Below are 14,907 nucleotides of genomic sequence, written 5' to 3' on the forward strand. Positions count from 1 at the left end.
GGAGGGCACCTCCATGCCGTTGACGGACCTCTCGCTCGCGGACTGCCGCGACTACCGGCCCGAACTGCCGGTTCCGGACGGCTTCGACGCCTTCTGGTCGAGCACCCTGAGCGAGGTGCCCGCCGCCGGCGGTCCGGTGCCGAAGCCGGTGCTGAAGCCGGCACTGGGGCCAGTACTGGGGCCGGCGCTGAAGCCGGTGTTCGCGCCTGTGGACACCGGGCTCACCCAGTTCCATACGTACGATGTGACATTGCCCGGTTTCGCCGGACATCCGGTCCACGGCTGGCTGCACCTACCGGCCGGGGCCACCGAACCGCTGGGCTGCGTGGTCGAGTTCCTCGGGTACGGGCGTGGCCGCGGCCTCCCGCACGAGAACACGCTCTGGGCGTCCGCCGGTCACGCACACCTGATCATGGACACCCGCGGCCAGGGCTGGTCGGCCGCGGGCGGTTCCACCGCCGATACGGATGCCGGGGCGGCCGGCACCGTACCCGGCTTCCTCACCCGCGGCATCGAGAGCCCCGAAACGTACTACTACCGGCGGGTGTTCACCGACGCGGTGCGCTGCGTCGAGGCGGTGCGCGAGCACCCTGCGGTCGATCCGGACCGGATCGTCGTGACCGGGGTCAGCCAGGGCGGCGGGATCGCCCTGGCGGTGTCGGGGCTGGTGCCGGGGCTGGCCGGGGTGATGCCGGATGTGCCGTTCCTCTGCAACTTCCGGCGCGGTGCGGAGATTTCGGGCCGGCCGCCGTTCACCGAGATCGCCGAGTACCTGAAGCTCCACCGCGACCGCACCGGGACGGCTTTCACCACCCTGTCGTTCTTCGATGCGGCGCTGTTCGCCACCCGCGCCACCGCTCCCGCGCTGTTCTCGATCGCGATGATGGACGAGATCTGTCCGCCCTCCACCTGCTTCACCGCGTACAACCACTACGCGGGGCCCAAGGACGTACGCGTCTACGAGTTCAACGGGCACGAGGGCGGCACGGCGTATCAGCAGCGGGAGCAACTGGCCTGGGTGCGTTCCCTGTTCGCAGGCCCGCCGTCGGGGCGGGCCGGCCACTCCTGACCGGAGGCACCTTCCGTGCGCAGACGATCCATGCTTCTCGCCGCCGGCGCGGCAGCCCTGAGCGCCCCGTTCGGCGGCCACGCCTTCGCCGCCGCTCCGGGCGGGGATCCGGGCGGCGATCCGCTCCTGGACCACGACACCTCCGTGGACCTCGACGGCAGCGAGTACGTCGACCTGTCGAACCGGGTCGGCGCACTCGCCCCGCTCACCGCGGGGACCATCCTGGTCACCTTCCGCACCACCAGCCACAACGAGGCGATGACGCTGCTCAGCGCCTCCGATCCGACCGAGCCCTCCTCCAACATCACGCTGAACCTGAGCGGCGGCGCCCTTCAGTTCTCCGTACGCGAGAAGGGCGCGGTGCTGATCAATGTCATGACCAGGACACGCTACGACGACGGTCTGCTTCATACCGTCGCGGTCACCGTCGACGCCTCCGGCACCCGGCTCCACGCCGGCGGACGCGCCGTGTTCGAGACGGCGCGGCGCCCCTTCTTCGCCGCTGTCTCCGGGCTGGGCGCACTCGCTCTCGGCCGCAATCTCGACAGCGACCACCCCGGCGGCGAATGGTTCTGCACCGGCACCATCGAGCGGGCCGCGGTCTGGGACCGGGTGCTGGGCGAGGCCGAACTGGTCGCACACAGCCCCCGTCCCGACCTCGCCGATCCGGGCAGGCCATCGGCTCGGTGCGGGCGCTGCCCGGCTCGCCGGTTCCGGTGCTCCAGTCGCCCAATCCGGTCGCTCCGGCGAAGTGGCCCGGCCGGGTGGGGCTTTCGCGGTACGCGCAGGTGATGGGCGAGGTCGCGGCGGCGCGGAACGTGGTGTTCGTGGACCACTACAACAACTGGCTGAACGGCAACGGCGGCCAGGTCCCGCTGTCGCTGCTCAGTGACGGGCTCCACTCCGACGAGCGGGGCCACCACCGCCTCGCACTGAAGATGATCAAGGACTTGCGGGTCTTCGACCCGGGCAGCCGGGTCTGCTCGCTACGCGTCCCATAGCGGCGCGTGAGAGTCCGCGCGCCGACCCGCACCCCGTCCCCGGCCCGTCCGCCCGTCCGCCTGCCCGCCTGTCCACCCGTCCGCCTGGGCAAAAAGCCCCCCTCGCACAAAGCCCCTCCCCTCGCGAGAAGCGCTTTCCCTCGTGAGAAGCGCTTTCCCTTCCAAGAAGCACATCCCCCTTCCGAGAAGAGAGCTCGTCCATGCAGCGAAAAGTCTCCGTCGCCCTGCTCAGCGCCGCCATGCTGGTGGTCACCGCGACCGGTACCGCCCAGGCCGCCTCACCCGCCCCCGGTCAGCTGACCTCGCAGGACCTGACCGTCGACGGAGTGGGCTCGCCCCACTACCGCATCCCGGCGCTCACCACCTCGGTCAAGGGCACGGTGCTCGCGGCCTACGACGCCCGCCCCACCCTCGGCGACCTGCCGGGCAACATCTCCATCGTGCTGCGCCGCAGCATGGACAACGGTGTGACATGGCAGCCGCAGCAGGTGGTCCGCAAGGACGCCGCGCCCAAGGGCTACGGCGACCCGAGCCTGCTCGTGGACCGCACCACCGGCCGGATCTTCCTGTTCTACGCGGCCTCGGTGAACCAGGGCTTCTTCGGCTCGGGCACCGGCAACGACGAGAGCGACCCCAATGTCCTCCAGGCCGACTACAGCTACTCCGACGACGACGGAGTGACCTGGACCCACCGTCGTATCACCAAGCAGATCAAGAACCCCGCCTGGGCGGGCATGTTCGCGGCCTCCGGCGAGGGCATCCAACTGCGCCGGGGCCCGTACAAGGGCCGGCTGATCCAGCAGTACGCCGTCCGTATCAACGGCGCCAACCACGCGGCCAGCGCCTACAGCGACGACCACGGCGAGACGTGGAAGATGGGCAATCCGGTCGGTCCCGGCGGCGACGAGAACAAGACCGTCGAGCTGTCCGACGGCAGGGTCATGCTCAACAACCGTTCGAAGCCGTACCGGACGATCGCGTACTCCACCGACGGCGGCGTCAACTACACCCCGTTCACCCAGGACACCGGGCTCACCGACCCGGCGAACAACGCCTCGGTGATGCGGTACGCCCCCGATGCCGCGCCGTCGGACCCGCAGTCGTCCTGGCTGCTGTTCAGCAACACGGAGGACGCCTCCGCGCGACGCAACCTCACGGTGAAGATGTCCTGCGACAACGGGAGGACCTGGCCGATCCGGAAGGTCGTCGACCCCGGTGCCGCGGCCTACTCGACGCTCACCCGGCTGCCCGACGGCCGTCTCGGACTCCTCTACGAGCGGGCCGACTACCAGCACATCACCTACGCGTCCTTCGACCTGAAGTGGCTCGGCGGCACCTGCGCCGACATCACGATCACCCCGCCCGCGACGCTCGGGGCGGGCACGTCCGCCGAGGTGACGGTGCGGGTGGTCAACCGGATGGACGTGCGCCGTGACCGGGGCACCATGGATCTCACGGTGCCCGGCGGATGGACGACGAGCCAGGTCGCGGTCCCGGCGCTCGCCCCGGGCCAGGGGGCCAATGTGAAGGTCCCGGTGACGGTCGCCGCCGGCGCCTCGGGCAGTGTCCCGCTCACCGCCACGTACCGGGCGAACGGCAAGCAGGCGTCCGGCAGCTCGACGGTGACCGTGGCTCCGTAACGCGCCGGACCTCCGGGAGGTGCCGCGTGTCCCCGCCCCGCGCCGGACCGGGTGCGACGATGAGGGCGTTCAGCACCTCCCGGAGCGTCAGAACAGGTGGTAGCGCGGTGGCAGTGACAGGCTTACGCATCGGGGTGGTCGGCGGCAGCATCGCCGGCTGCGCGATGGCGATCGCGGGGGCGCGGGCGGGGGCGGACGTCACCGTCCACGAGCGCAGCGACGGCGAGTTGCAGGACCGGGGGTTCGGCATCGTCATCCCGCCGCCGCTCCACCGGGAGCTGGTCGCGGGCGGGTATCTGGGCGCGGACATGCCCACGACCCCGGTCGCCACCCGGGTCTGGCTGGCACGGGCACCGGGGCGGCGGTCGGCGCGCGAACTGGCCCGGCAGCAGGCCCCGGTGACACCCTGCAACTGGGGACTGCTGTGGCGGGCGTTGCGCGCCGGCGCCGGGAGCGGGGCCTACCACCGCGGGCGGCCCGTCGCCTCCGTCGGGCGCACGGCCTCCGGCGGCGCCGTGATCCGTACCGCGGACGACGAGCGGGAGTACGACCTCGTGGTCGGGGCGGACGGGCACCGGTCCGTCACCCGCGAGCTGGTCGCACCCGAGGTGCGGCCGGTTCCCGCCGGGTATCTGGTCTGGCGGGGCACGATTCCGGCCGCCGCCCTCCGCGACCATCCGGCGCAGCTGGAGCTGCTGGAGAGCTCCTGGGTCACCCTGGGCTTCCCCGGCGGGCACGGTGTCTTCTATCTGATCCCGGGAGCGGCCGCGGGCTCGCGGCTGCTGGCGTACGCCGTCTACGCCTCTCCCCCGCACGCCGGAACGGCGCCGTACACCCCGGTCTCCGCCGCGTACGTGCGGGACATCGCCGAGGAGCACTTCCCCGCCGAGTGGGCCGACATCGTCGCCCGGGGCGAGCACACCTCCCAGGCGCTCCACCCGGTGGCCGACTTCGTGGTGCCCCGGGCGGCGGAACCTCCCTTCGTGCTGGCCGGCGACGCGGCGAGCGTGACCCGGCCGCACACCGCGAGCGGCGCGGTCAAGGCGCTCCAGGACGCGCTGTGTCTGGAGCGGTCGCTGCGCGCCTCCGCCACGACGGCCGAGGCCCTGCGCCGGTACGCGGACGAGCGCTCCGCCGAGGGGGCCCGTCTGGTCGGCCTCGGCCGCAGGCTGGGGCGCGCGCTGGTCGAGAACGCGCCCGACTGGCCGGCGATGGGGCCCGCCGAGGTGGCGGCGCTGGGCCGAGCCGCGCTGGACGGCGACGACAGCTATCTGTTCGGCAGCGTCCAGCGGCGGCGGTAGGGGCGGGTCCGGCGGCAGCGGAAGGGGTCAGCGGCCGGACGGTGCGGACCGGGTCGCGTCGGCGGTGAGCGCGGCCATGTCCACGACCCGGTCGGCGGCCTCGGCCACGGCCGGGTCGTGCGTGGCGACGACCGTGACGCAGTCGTCCTGGCGGGTGCGTTCGGCGAGGAGCGCGGCCAGTTCACCGGCCTGCGAGCGGTCGACGGCCGCCGTCGGTTCGTCGATCAGCAGCAGCTTCGGGGAGAGGAGGAGCGCGCGGGCCAGGGCGACCCGCTGGCGTTCGCCGCCGGAGAGCTGTTCGGGGCGGTGGCGCAGGCGGTGGCCGAGGCCCACCCGGGTCAGGGCCTCCTCGGCGCGGGTCCGGTGCGCGCGGGGACGTCGGCCGCCGATGTACACGGCGGCGAGCAGCTGGTCGACGGCGGCCAGCCCGGAGAGCAGGTTGCCGCTCTGGAACATGTAGCCGATCCGTTCCCGGCGGGCCCTGGCGCGCTGTGCGTCGCCGAGCCCGGCGAGGTTCTCGCCGTCCAGCAGGACCTGCCCGGCGGTGGGCCGCAGCAGCGCGCCCGCGACGGCGAGCAGCGTCGACTTGCCGGAGCCCGACGGGCCGACGAGGGCCGTCATGCGGCCGGGTCCGAAGGTGACGTCGAGGCCGTCGAGGACGGTGGTACGGGCGTCGGGGCTGCCGAACTCCACGGTGACGCCGGTCAGTTCGAGGCTCATCGGTTGGCTCCCAGCATGGTCAGCGGGTCGGCTCGGGTGACCCGGTGCAGGGTCAGGACGGTGCCCGCGAGGCCGACGGCCACGACGGTGCACATGGTGCCGGCGAGGGTGGTGGCGGGCAGGCTGAACGGCACCTGTTCGCCGACCAGCAGCCCGACCGCTCCGGCGAGCACGGCACCCGCCACGGTGCCGAGGACGACCACCAGGGCCGCCTGGAGCACGGTGTGGGCCAGGAGCCGCCGGCGGGAGGCGCCCAGTGCGCGCAGCAGGGCGAGTTCGGGCTGCCGCTGCACGGTCCACACGGCGAAGAAGGCGCCGACCACGAGCGGGGCGATCAGGTAGAGGAAGACCTGGATCGAGGTCATGGTGACGCGCTCGCCGGTGTAGCCGGGGGCCGCCTCGTATGCCTTCTCCTTGGTGAGGGTGGTGGTGGAGTGCCGTGCGTCGAGGGTGGCGGCCGAGGTCTTGGCGGGCGGGGTGCGCAGGGCCAGGGCGCTGAACTGGCCGGGGATCGTGGCGGTGGCGGAGGCCGGGGTGCCGGGGGTGGCGAAGCGGATGCGCTGCCAGGTCCTCAGCGGGACGTAGGCGACGGGCACATGACCGTAGGCGGAGCGCTCGGTCAGCCCGACGACGCGCAGTTCGATGCCGAGCCGGTCGATGATCAGGGTGTCGCCGACGCGTACTCCCTCGTCGGCGAGTTCGGCGGACATCACGATGCTGTCCGGCTTCCCGTCCGTGAGGCCGTCGCCGTCGGTGGCCGAGGGGTTGAGGAAGGAGCCGGGCTCGACGCCGAAGGCGGCGAGGTCGACCTCGGCGCCGCGGTTCGTCGTTCCGCGGGTGATGGCGACGCCCAGCGGGGTCGTGTCGGTGCCCGCGTCCGCGCGCCAGGCGGCGGCGGTCCTCTCGTCGATGAGGCTGCGGGCGAACTGGTCGGACCGGGCGTCCGAGGAGAAGACCAGCTGCGAGGCCGGGAGGCGGCGCAGCGCGGAGATGGTGTCGTCACCCAGGCCGGTGGTGAAGCCGGAGACGATGCCGACGAGTGCGGCGACGAGCACCACGACGGACCCCATGAGCAGGAAGCGCCCTCGGGCGGCGCGCAGCTCCAGCAGAGCGAGGAACACGGGTGGTTCCCTTCGATGGATCGATGTTAGGGACGGTGCGTCGCCAACATAGATGATGGGGACGCGGTGTCGCCAAGTGGGGTCGGAGGTGTGCCGGGGCTTCTAGACTGGGCCGGTGCCCAGGATCAGAGCCGCCACCGTCGCCGAGCACCACGCCCAGCAGCGGCTGGCCCTGGTGCGGGCGGCGCGCGAACTGCTGGAGGGCGGCGACGCCGAGGCCGTGACCTTCACCGCGGTCGCCAGGGCGACGGGCCTCGCCCGCAACAGCCTGTACAAGTACTTCCCCGGCCGCCCCGAGCTGCTCGCCGCGGTCGTCGAGGACGCGATGCCCCGCTGGACGGACGCCATCCGCGCGGGCATGTCGGCGGCCGGCACGCCCGAGGAGAAGATCGCCGCCTATGTGTCGTCCCAGCTGGAGCTCGTGCGCGGCGGGGAGCACCGGATCGCCCGGGCGCTGGCCGGCGTCCGGGACGCGGCAGTGGTGCGGGAGAGCGCGGTGCGGGCGCACCGGGAGCTGCTCACCCCGCTGATCGGCGCGCTGACCGAGCTGGGCGAGGAGGATCCGCGACGCACGGCCCTGCTCCTCCAGGGAATCGTCAACGCGGCGACAACCGCGATCGAGAACGGCGACGACGCCGCGGCGGTGACGGACCGGGCGGTACGGATGGCCGTCACGGCGATCACCGGGGCGACGCCGGGGCGGTAGGAGGGCGGGCGCCGTCACGGGGCCGGGGACGGTCACGGGACCGGGGACGGTCGCGGGTTCGGCGACGGCTCCCGGGCGGGCGCGCCCGGCTACCGGGCCGGGGGCGGTTCCAGGCGGGTGCGGATGCCGTCGAAGTGGGTGCGCATGGCGCGGACCGCTCGTTCGCCGTCGGCCGCGGCGACCGCCTCGACGATCTCGCGGTGCTGGACGCAGGTGGCCACCGGGTCCTGATGGCCGTCGTCGAGGTCCTCGCGCACCCGGTCCATGGCCGCCCAGAACGCGTCGAGCACCTCGCTGAGCAGGTGGTTGTCGAGCGAGGCGTAGAGCGCGAGGTGGAAGGCGCGGTCGGTGGAGCGCGCGACCCGGCCGCCGTCGCGGGCCTCGGTCTCCATCCTCGCGACAAGTCCGCGCAGCACGTCGAGGTCCTCGTCGGGGATGCCGGCCGTGACGGCGCCGACCAGACCGGCCTCCAGCGCCTCCCGGACCTTCATCAGCTCGAAGAGGCCCGGCTCGCCCTGCCGGTGACGGACCGCGGCGCGGAAGGCGAGCCCCTCGGCGAAGGCGGACAGCGAGAGCGAGCCGACGAAGGTCCCGAAGCCCCGGCGGATCTCCACGGCGTTGACGGCCTGGAGCGCCTTGAGGGCCTCGCGCACCGAGACCCGGCCGGCCCCGAAGAGCTCCATGAGCTCGGCCTCGGTGGGCAGTGCGTCGCCGGGGGCGAGCCTCCGTTCCAGGATCAGCTCCTTGACCCGGCGCTCTATGTCCTGAGCCATGGTGGGGCGCGCCACAACAACCTCCCGAGGTGCGATTGCCCCTTGACCGTTCACAGGAGCATCTGTTTAAGGTGAGCCGGACATAGGACATCTTACGTCTCACCTCTCGGTCGGTGCAGCCTTTCCGGGCACGGACCGGCGCGTCGACCGAGCCTGCGCGCGAACCCTCGACCGAGCATCGACCCGACTGGAGCCCGTCACCATGTCACTGACCTCACCGCTGCGCGGCGTCGTCCCGCCCGTCTGCACCCCGCTCGACCCCCGGGGGGAGGTGGACACCGCATCCCTCGCCCGCCTCGTCGAGCACCTCGTCGACGGCGGTGTGCACGGGCTGTTCGCGCTCGGGTCCACCAGCGAGGTCGCCTACCTCACCGACGAGCAGCGCGCCACGGCGCTGACGACCGTGGTCGGGGCGGCCGACGGCAGGGTTCCGGTGCTGGCCGGTGTCATCGACACCACCACCGCCCGGGTCGTCGAACACGCCAGGGCCGCCGCCGGGCTGGGCGCCGACGCCCTGGTCGCGACCGCGCCGTTCTACACCCGCACCCACGGCAAGGAGATCGCCCAGCACTTCAGGCGGCTGCGCGCGGCGGTCGACCTGCCGCTGTTCGCGTACGACATCCCGGTCGCCGTGCACAGCAAGCTCTCCCCCGCGCTGGTGCGCGAGCTCGCCGAGGACGGCACGCTGGCCGGCCTCAAGGACAGCAGCGGCGACGAGGGCGGACTGCGCCGTCTCATCGTCGAGCTCGGTGGCCGCAACGGCCGCGCGGACGGCCCGGCGCCCCGGTTCAGCATCCTCACCGGATCCGAACTCACCGTGGACGCCGTCCTGCTGGCCGGGGCCGACGGCGTGGTGCCCGGCATCGGCAATGTCGACCCGGCCGGATACGTACGGCTCTACGACGCCGCGCGGGCCGGGAACTGGGAGCTGGCCGCCGAGGAGCAGGAGCGGCTGGTGGAGCTGTTCGCCATGGTCGACGTCGGCCCGGAGGCGGACATGGGCCGCAGCTCCTCGGCGCTCGGCTCGTTCAAGGCTGCGCTCCACCTGCTCGGCGTCATCGACTGCGGCGACACGGCGTTCCCGCAGATCCAGCTCGGCGCCGAGTCCGTCGCCCGGGTCGCCGAGCGCCTGCGCGCCGCCGGTCTGCCGCCGGTCCGATGAGCGACGACCGCTTCCGGCCGGCCGCCGGTGGCACCGGTGCCACGGTGATCGGGCTCGACCTCGGCGGTACGAAGATCGCCGCCGCGCTGTTCGGCCCGGACGGCACGGTACTGGCCCGGCACACCCGGCCCACACCGGCCCGGGACGGCGCGGCGGCCGTGCTGGACGCGCTCGCCGGGGCGGCCGCGGCCGTCGATCCCGGACGGCTGGCCACGGCGCTCGGCGTCGCGGCGGCCGGGGTCGTCGACCCGCGTACCGGCATGGTCACCAGCGCCACCGACTCCATCCTCGGCTGGGCCGGCACCGCACTGGGCACCGGCCTGGCGGACCGGACCGGATACCCGGTGGCCTGCGACAACGACGTACGCGCCACGGCCGGACCGGAACTCGCGGCGCTGACCGCGCGGCACCCGGGGGGCGGCTCGCTGCTCTTCGTGGCCGTCGGTACGGGAGTGGGCGGCGCGGTCGCCGTGGACGGGCGGATGCTGCACGGCGCCTCCGGGCTGGCCGGGCACCTCGGCCACCTGTCCAGCCCCGAGGCCGCCGGACTGGCCTGCACCTGCGGCGCGACCGGGCATCTGGAGGTCATCGCCTCCGGGCCCGGCATCGCCGCCCACTACGAGCGGCTGGCCGGCGCCCGCGCGGACCGGCTCGAAACCGTCGCCGCCCGCGCCGGGCAGGGCGACCCGGCGGCCGTCCGCGCCATCACCACCGGCGCCGCCGCCACCGGCAGGGTGCTCGGCGGGCTCGCCAACGCGCTGGGGCCCGACCGGGTCGTCGTCGGCGGCGGTGTGCCGCGGATCGGCCCGCTGTACGGGGACGCCCTGACCGCCGCCTTCACCGCGGAACTGATGCCGCCGCTGCGCGGGCTCCTGCCCCGGGCGCCCCTGTACGGCGCCGACGCGGCGGTGCTCGGCGCCGCCGCCCTGACCACCACACTTCCCCTCCACCACCAGGGAGTCCTTCGATGACCGCTCAGGAACTGGCCGCCTCCCTCCGGGGCAGGCTGATCGTGTCCTGCCAGGCACCCCCCGGCGACCCGATGCGGGAGACCGGCACCCTCGTCCGGCTCGCCCGGTCGGCCGTCGCCGGCGGCGGCGCCGCGATCCGCGCCAATGAGCCGGAGGTCGTCGCCGCGATCGTCGAGGCCGTGGATCTGCCGGTCATCGGCCTGTGGAAGGACGGTGACGTCGGCGTCTACATCACCCCGACCGTCCGGCACGCCCTCGCACTGGTCGAGGCCGGCGCCGACGTCGTCGCCGCCGACGCCACCGACCGGCCGCGCCCGGACGGCTCCACCTTCGCCGAGCTGGTCGCGGCGGTGCACGGCGCCGGTGCGCTGGTGATGGCCGACGTCGCCACGCTGGCGGAGGGCATCACCGCGGCCGGGCAGGGCGCCGACTTCGTCTCCACCACCCTCTCCGGCTACGTACCGGGCACGCCGGAACAGTCCGGTCCCGATCTCGGCCTGGTCGCCGCGCTCGCCGCCGCGATCGACGTACCCGTGGTCGCCGAAGGCCGTATCAACACCCCCGAGGACGCCGCCCAGGCCTTGGCACGCGGCGCGCACAGCGTCGTCGTCGGCACCGCCATCACCGCACCCACCGCCCTGACCGCCCGCTTCGTGGCGGGCATCGCCCGGCCCTGACCCGCCCCCACCACGCGGAGCGGCCGCCCGACGACGAGCGCCGTCCCGCATCCTGGAGTCACCGTGCAGACCACATCACCCGCCAAGCTCCGCTGGTACCGAGAAGTGAGCGGCACCCAGTGGAAGTCGTTCCTCGCCGCCTGGATCGGCTATGTCCTCGACGGCTTCGACTTCGTGCTGATCACCCTCGTGCTCACCGAGATCAGTGACGACTTCGGGCTGAGCACGGTGCAGGCCGCCAGCCTGATCTCCGGCGCTTTCATCACCCGCTGGCTGGGCGGTGCGGTGCTCGGCGCCATCGGCGACCGGTACGGCCGCAAGCTCTCCATGGTCCTGAGCATCCTGCTCTACTCGCTCGGCACCTTCGCCTGCGGATTCGCCTGGAACTACCAGAGCCTGTTCGCCGCCCGGCTGGCCATCGGCATGGGCATGGCCGGTGAGTACAGCGCCAGCGCCACGTACGTCATGGAGAGCTGGCCGGCCAGGCTCCGCAGCCGGGCCAGCGGCTTCCTGATCTCCGGTTTCTCGGTCGGTTCGGTGCTCGCCGCGCAGGTCTACAACTGGGTGGTGCCCTCGCTCGGCTGGCGGTGGATGTTCTACCTCGGCCTGATCCCGATCGCCATCGCGCTGTGGATGCGGCGGGCGCTGCCGGAGGCCGAGGAGTGGACGGAGAGCGTCGCGGACAAGGGCGCCAGGCCCAATCCGTTCCGGCCGCTGTTCTCGACCCGGGGCCGGGCCGCGGTCAATACGGTCCTGGTGGTCGTCGCCACCGTCTCGCTCTTCCTGGTCTTCACCCCGGGCGGGGCCGGGGCGGTTCCGGTGCTCTCGGTGGTCGCCGGGCTGACGCTCGCCGCGTTCGCCGTGCAGCTGGGCGGGAAGCGCGGCTGGGTGCTCTACCTGTCGATGATCGTGACGCTGTTCTTCGCGTTCCTGTACTCGTGGCCGATCCAGGCGCTGCTGCCCACGTATCTGAAGACCGAACTCGGCTACTCCACCGACCAGGTCACCGACGTCCTGTACTTCGCGGGCTTCGGGACCATGGTCGGCTGCTGGACCGCGGGCTTCCTCGGTGACCGGATCGGTGCGAAGAAGGCGTACGCGCTGACCCTGCTCGCGTCGCTGGCGTTCGTTTACCCGGTCTTCGCCGTGCACGACAACCTGCTGCTGCTCGGCATCCTGCTCTTCCTGCTCCAGGCGACCAGCTTCGGCATCTCCGGGCTGCTGCCCCGCTACATCGGCGGGCACTTCCCTACCGCGAGCAGGGGCGCGGCGCTCGGCTTCACGTACAACGTGGGGGCACTGGGCGGCGCGGTGGCTCCGGTGCTGGGGGCGCATCTGGCGTCCGGCATGGATCTGGGGCAGGCGCTGGCCGTGCTGACCTTCGCGGGCACGGTGATCGTGGTGCTGCTGGTCGGGTTCGACGTACCGGCCCGGCTGAACCGGCTCACCGACCCGGACGCCGAGCGGGACCATCTCGCGGTGACGGCTGCGGAGCGGGACGCGGCCCCGCGCACGACGGCCACCGGCTGAGGCCGGGGCCGCACGGGCGGGGCGGGACCGTGGGGGAAGCCCGGGACGGAGCGGTGTCCTCCACACCCGCCCCGCCCCGGGCGTCGCCCGTCCTACGGGTAGAAATGCGTCAATGACCGGGCCACGCAGGCCGGCTTCGCGGACCCTTCGAGCTCGAAGGTGAACGCCCGCGCCATCTCCACACCGCCGCGCGCGACCTCCTTCACCCCGGCGACCGCGGCATGCAGCCGGACCCGGCTGCCGACCGGTACCGGCGCCGGGTGGCGGACCCGGTCGAGCCCGTAGTTGAGGGCGCGGCCCACCCCCTCGACCCGGAGCAGCTCGGCGAACATCGGGATGCCCCAGCTGAGCACCATGTACCCGTGGGCGATGGTGCGCCCGTACGGGCCCGACGCGGCGCGTTCGACGTCGGTGTGGATCCACTGGTGGTCCCCGGAGACGTCCGCGTAGGCGTCGATGAGTTCCTGGGTGACCTCCTTCCAGTCGGAGTGCCCGAGGTCGCGCCCGTTCAGCGCGAGGAGCTCCGGGATGCCTTCAACGGTCAGCGGCACGACGGCCGTCCTCTCGTCTCTTCTCGTGGGGCGGGGACAGATCTTCTCGTGGGGCGGGAGACAGATCTTTCTCGTGGGGCGGGGGTCAGACGGCAGCGGCCGCGGTGCGTGCCGCGGCGACGGGCTCGGCGGCCTGCTCGTCGTGGTCGGGGCGCTTGAGCAGCAGGAGCATGCAGCCCAGCGTCAGCGCCACCTGGAAGACGGCATAGGCGATGACGGCGGTGATCGAGCCGGTTCGGTTGAGCAGGAACTGGCCGATGATCGGGGTCGTGCCGCCGAGCAGCGTCCCGCAGAGCTGGTAGCACAGCGAGATTCCGGTGTAGCGCAGGTGGGCCGGGAAACGGCTGGCGAGCATGCCGGCCAGGGCCGCGTAGTAGAGGCAGTGCGGGATGGTGGCGACGGCGACGCCGAGCATCGCGAGCCCGTAGTTCTCGGTGCGGATGAGCAGGAACATCACCGGCATCAGGATCAGCTCGGGCACCAGCATCACGGTCACCGCGCGGGACCAGCTCTTCATGCGGGTGGCGATGAGGGCGCCGAAGGGCTGGACGACGATCTGGGTGATGTTGGCGACGAGGATGATCGTCAGGAACGAGCTGCGGTCGAAGCTGAGTGCCGAGGTGGCCCAGGACAGGGCGAACGTCGACTTGAAGTAGGTGGCCGACAGACCGATCGTGCAGGCACCGATACCGAGGACGATCAGCATGGGCTGGGTGCGCAGGACCTCGGTCAGCGGAAGCTTGACGACCTCCTTCTTCTCGATGAGCTTCGCCATCGCCGGGGATTCGGCGACCTTCAGCCGGACGAAGAGCCCGACGATGACGAGGGCGGCCGAGAAGAGGAACGGCACCCGCCAGCCCCAGGAGACGAACGCGGAGTCGGGCAGCTGGCTGATGGCGAGGAAGCTCAGGGTGGAGAGGGTGTTGCCGACCGGCGAGCCCTGCTGGGCGAACGCCCCGTACAGCACCGACTTGCCCTTCGGAGCGTGCTCGGAGGCGATCAGTACGGAACCGCCCCACTCACCGCCCAGGCCGATGCCCTGCACCATGCGGATGGCGACGAGCAGGATCGGGGCGGCCATGCCGATGGAGGCGTAGCTCGGCAGCAGACCGATCGCGGTGGTCGAGATGCCCATCATGAGCAGGGTGATGACCAGGGTCTTCTTGCGGCCCAGGCGGTCGCCGTAGTGGCCGAAGATGATCCCGCCGATGGGCCGGGCGAGGAAGCCGACCCAGAAGGTCGCGAAGGCGACCAGGGTTCCCACCGGGCCGTCCAGCTCGGGGAAGAACACCTTGTCGAAGACGAGCGCGGCCGCCGTCCCGTAGATGTAGAAGTCGAACCATTCGATGGTCGAACCGATGAAAGCACCGAATCCGGCACGGTTCGCGGCTCTTGTGCGCTCTCGTGCGCTGGCGGTGGACGCACTCATGGTGGCTCCCGTGAACGTCATTGATCGAACGGATGGCAGGGGACGAGATGGCAGTGGACGGGAATGGGCGTCGCCCGGGACGCCCGTCGCCGCGCGGGACTGCGAGGCACTGCGGGACTGCTTGGCGCTGAGTGGCGCTGAGTGGCAGTGCGTGGGAATGCCTGATGGTGCTCGGGACACGTGGGGACGCGTCGGTGAACCGGGGAGGGGCCGCGGCGTCGGGGGGTGATGGCGTTACGGTGCCAGCCGGGACCTA

The 14,907-nt window shown here is 72.5% G+C and carries 15 protein-coding genes; 10 read left to right on the top strand and 5 right to left on the bottom strand.

Features of this window, described 5'->3' with window-relative positions; translation table 11 throughout:
• The first annotated feature begins 13 nt into the window (after positions 1-13).
• From AADR41_RS12030 to AADR41_RS12050, 5 genes are all read left to right on the top strand, one after another.
• Positions 14-1,069, top strand: coding sequence for an acetylxylan esterase (locus tag AADR41_RS12030; protein ID WP_342281350.1), 1,056 nt, complete (start codon positions 14-16; stop codon positions 1,067-1,069).
• Positions 1,070-1,084: 15 nt separating this feature from the next.
• Positions 1,085-1,861, top strand: a complete 777-nt coding sequence (locus AADR41_RS12035) for a laminin G domain-containing protein (protein WP_342281351.1) — start codon at positions 1,085-1,087, stop codon at positions 1,859-1,861.
• Complete coding sequence (locus AADR41_RS12040) at positions 1,861-2,070, top strand: hypothetical protein (RefSeq protein ID WP_342281352.1); 210 nt, start codon at positions 1,861-1,863, stop codon at positions 2,068-2,070. Before AADR41_RS12035 ends, AADR41_RS12040 begins: the two co-directional genes overlap by 1 nt.
• Positions 2,071-2,270: 200 nt before the next feature.
• Positions 2,271-3,710, top strand: a complete 1,440-nt coding sequence (locus AADR41_RS12045; protein WP_342281353.1) for an exo-alpha-sialidase — start codon at positions 2,271-2,273, stop codon at positions 3,708-3,710.
• Positions 3,711-3,817: 107 nt separating this feature from the next.
• A complete protein-coding gene (locus tag AADR41_RS12050) occupies positions 3,818-5,011 on the top strand; it encodes an FAD-dependent monooxygenase (RefSeq protein ID WP_342281354.1) in 1,194 nt (397 codons plus the stop codon).
• A 27-nt stretch (positions 5,012-5,038) separates the two neighbouring features.
• Here the strand turns inward: AADR41_RS12050 and AADR41_RS12055 are convergent, their stop codons facing one another.
• Together AADR41_RS12055 and AADR41_RS12060 are read right to left on the bottom strand one after the other, a co-directional pair.
• On the bottom strand, positions 5,039-5,731 hold the full coding sequence (locus AADR41_RS12055; RefSeq protein ID WP_342281355.1) for an ABC transporter ATP-binding protein: 693 nt from the start codon (positions 5,729-5,731) through the stop codon (positions 5,039-5,041).
• Positions 5,728-6,852, bottom strand: a complete 1,125-nt coding sequence (locus tag AADR41_RS12060) for an ABC transporter permease (RefSeq protein WP_342281356.1) — start codon at positions 6,850-6,852, stop codon at positions 5,728-5,730. Before AADR41_RS12060 ends, AADR41_RS12055 begins: the two co-directional genes overlap by 4 nt.
• Before the next feature lie 115 nt (positions 6,853-6,967).
• Here AADR41_RS12060 and AADR41_RS12065 point away from each other — a divergent pair, with 115 nt between their 5' ends.
• On the top strand, positions 6,968-7,558 hold the full coding sequence (locus AADR41_RS12065; protein WP_342281357.1) for a TetR/AcrR family transcriptional regulator: 591 nt from the start codon (positions 6,968-6,970) through the stop codon (positions 7,556-7,558).
• An 89-nt stretch (positions 7,559-7,647) separates the two neighbouring features.
• On the opposite strand, the gene AADR41_RS12070 is transcribed toward AADR41_RS12065, so the two are convergent.
• On the bottom strand, positions 7,648-8,346 hold the full coding sequence (locus AADR41_RS12070) for a FadR/GntR family transcriptional regulator (RefSeq protein ID WP_342281358.1): 699 nt from the start codon (positions 8,344-8,346) through the stop codon (positions 7,648-7,650).
• 187 nt (positions 8,347-8,533) lie between these two features.
• Between AADR41_RS12070 and AADR41_RS12075 the strand changes: the two genes are divergently transcribed.
• The 4 genes from AADR41_RS12075 (at position 8,534) to AADR41_RS12090 (ending at position 12,671) form a co-directional block, all read left to right on the top strand.
• Positions 8,534-9,493, top strand: a complete 960-nt coding sequence (locus tag AADR41_RS12075) for a dihydrodipicolinate synthase family protein (RefSeq protein WP_342281359.1) — start codon at positions 8,534-8,536, stop codon at positions 9,491-9,493.
• Entirely contained in the window at positions 9,490-10,464 is a 975-nt protein-coding gene (locus AADR41_RS12080) for an ROK family protein (protein ID WP_342281360.1), read from the top strand. The genes AADR41_RS12075 and AADR41_RS12080 overlap by 4 nt, the downstream gene beginning before the upstream one ends.
• Complete coding sequence (locus tag AADR41_RS12085; protein WP_342281361.1) at positions 10,461-11,141, top strand: N-acetylmannosamine-6-phosphate 2-epimerase; 681 nt, start codon at positions 10,461-10,463, stop codon at positions 11,139-11,141. The genes AADR41_RS12080 and AADR41_RS12085 overlap by 4 nt, the downstream gene beginning before the upstream one ends.
• A 63-nt stretch (positions 11,142-11,204) precedes the next feature.
• Positions 11,205-12,671, top strand: a complete 1,467-nt coding sequence (locus AADR41_RS12090) for a sialate:H+ symport family MFS transporter (protein ID WP_342281362.1) — start codon at positions 11,205-11,207, stop codon at positions 12,669-12,671.
• 92 nt (positions 12,672-12,763) lie between these two features.
• On the opposite strand, the gene AADR41_RS12095 is transcribed toward AADR41_RS12090, so the two are convergent.
• Positions 12,764-13,222 (bottom strand): MaoC family dehydratase, encoded by a 459-nt coding sequence (locus AADR41_RS12095; protein WP_342281363.1) that lies wholly within the window; start codon positions 13,220-13,222, stop codon positions 12,764-12,766.
• An 85-nt stretch (positions 13,223-13,307) separates the two neighbouring features.
• Complete coding sequence (locus AADR41_RS12100) at positions 13,308-14,651, bottom strand: MFS transporter (protein ID WP_342281364.1); 1,344 nt, start codon at positions 14,649-14,651, stop codon at positions 13,308-13,310.
• Positions 14,652-14,907 lie beyond the last annotated feature (256 nt).

Origin of the sequence: Streptomyces sp. CLV115 (assembly GCF_038448545.1) — a bacterium.
GTDB classification, from domain to species: Bacteria; Actinomycetota; Actinomycetes; order Streptomycetales; family Streptomycetaceae; genus Streptomyces; species Streptomyces sanglieri.

What these genes read in the sequence shown, in the direction of transcription:
- AADR41_RS12085 (WP_342281361.1), top strand. Translation starts at nt 10,461, where the DNA reads ATGACCGCTCAGGAACTGGCCGCCTCCCTCCGGGGCAGGCTGATCGTG.
- AADR41_RS12075 (WP_342281359.1), top strand. Translation starts at nt 8,534, where the DNA reads ATGTCACTGACCTCACCGCTGCGCGGCGTCGTCCCGCCCGTCTGCACC.
- AADR41_RS12100 (WP_342281364.1), bottom strand. Translation starts at nt 14,651, where the DNA reads ATGAGTGCGTCCACCGCCAGCGCACGAGAGCGCACAAGAGCCGCGAAC.
- AADR41_RS12030 (WP_342281350.1), top strand. Translation starts at nt 14, where the DNA reads ATGCCGTTGACGGACCTCTCGCTCGCGGACTGCCGCGACTACCGGCCC.
- AADR41_RS12080 (WP_342281360.1), top strand. Translation starts at nt 9,490, where the DNA reads ATGAGCGACGACCGCTTCCGGCCGGCCGCCGGTGGCACCGGTGCCACG.
- AADR41_RS12055 (WP_342281355.1), bottom strand. Translation starts at nt 5,731, where the DNA reads ATGAGCCTCGAACTGACCGGCGTCACCGTGGAGTTCGGCAGCCCCGAC.
- AADR41_RS12040 (WP_342281352.1), top strand. Translation starts at nt 1,861, where the DNA reads ATGGGCGAGGTCGCGGCGGCGCGGAACGTGGTGTTCGTGGACCACTAC.
- AADR41_RS12045 (WP_342281353.1), top strand. Translation starts at nt 2,271, where the DNA reads ATGCAGCGAAAAGTCTCCGTCGCCCTGCTCAGCGCCGCCATGCTGGTG.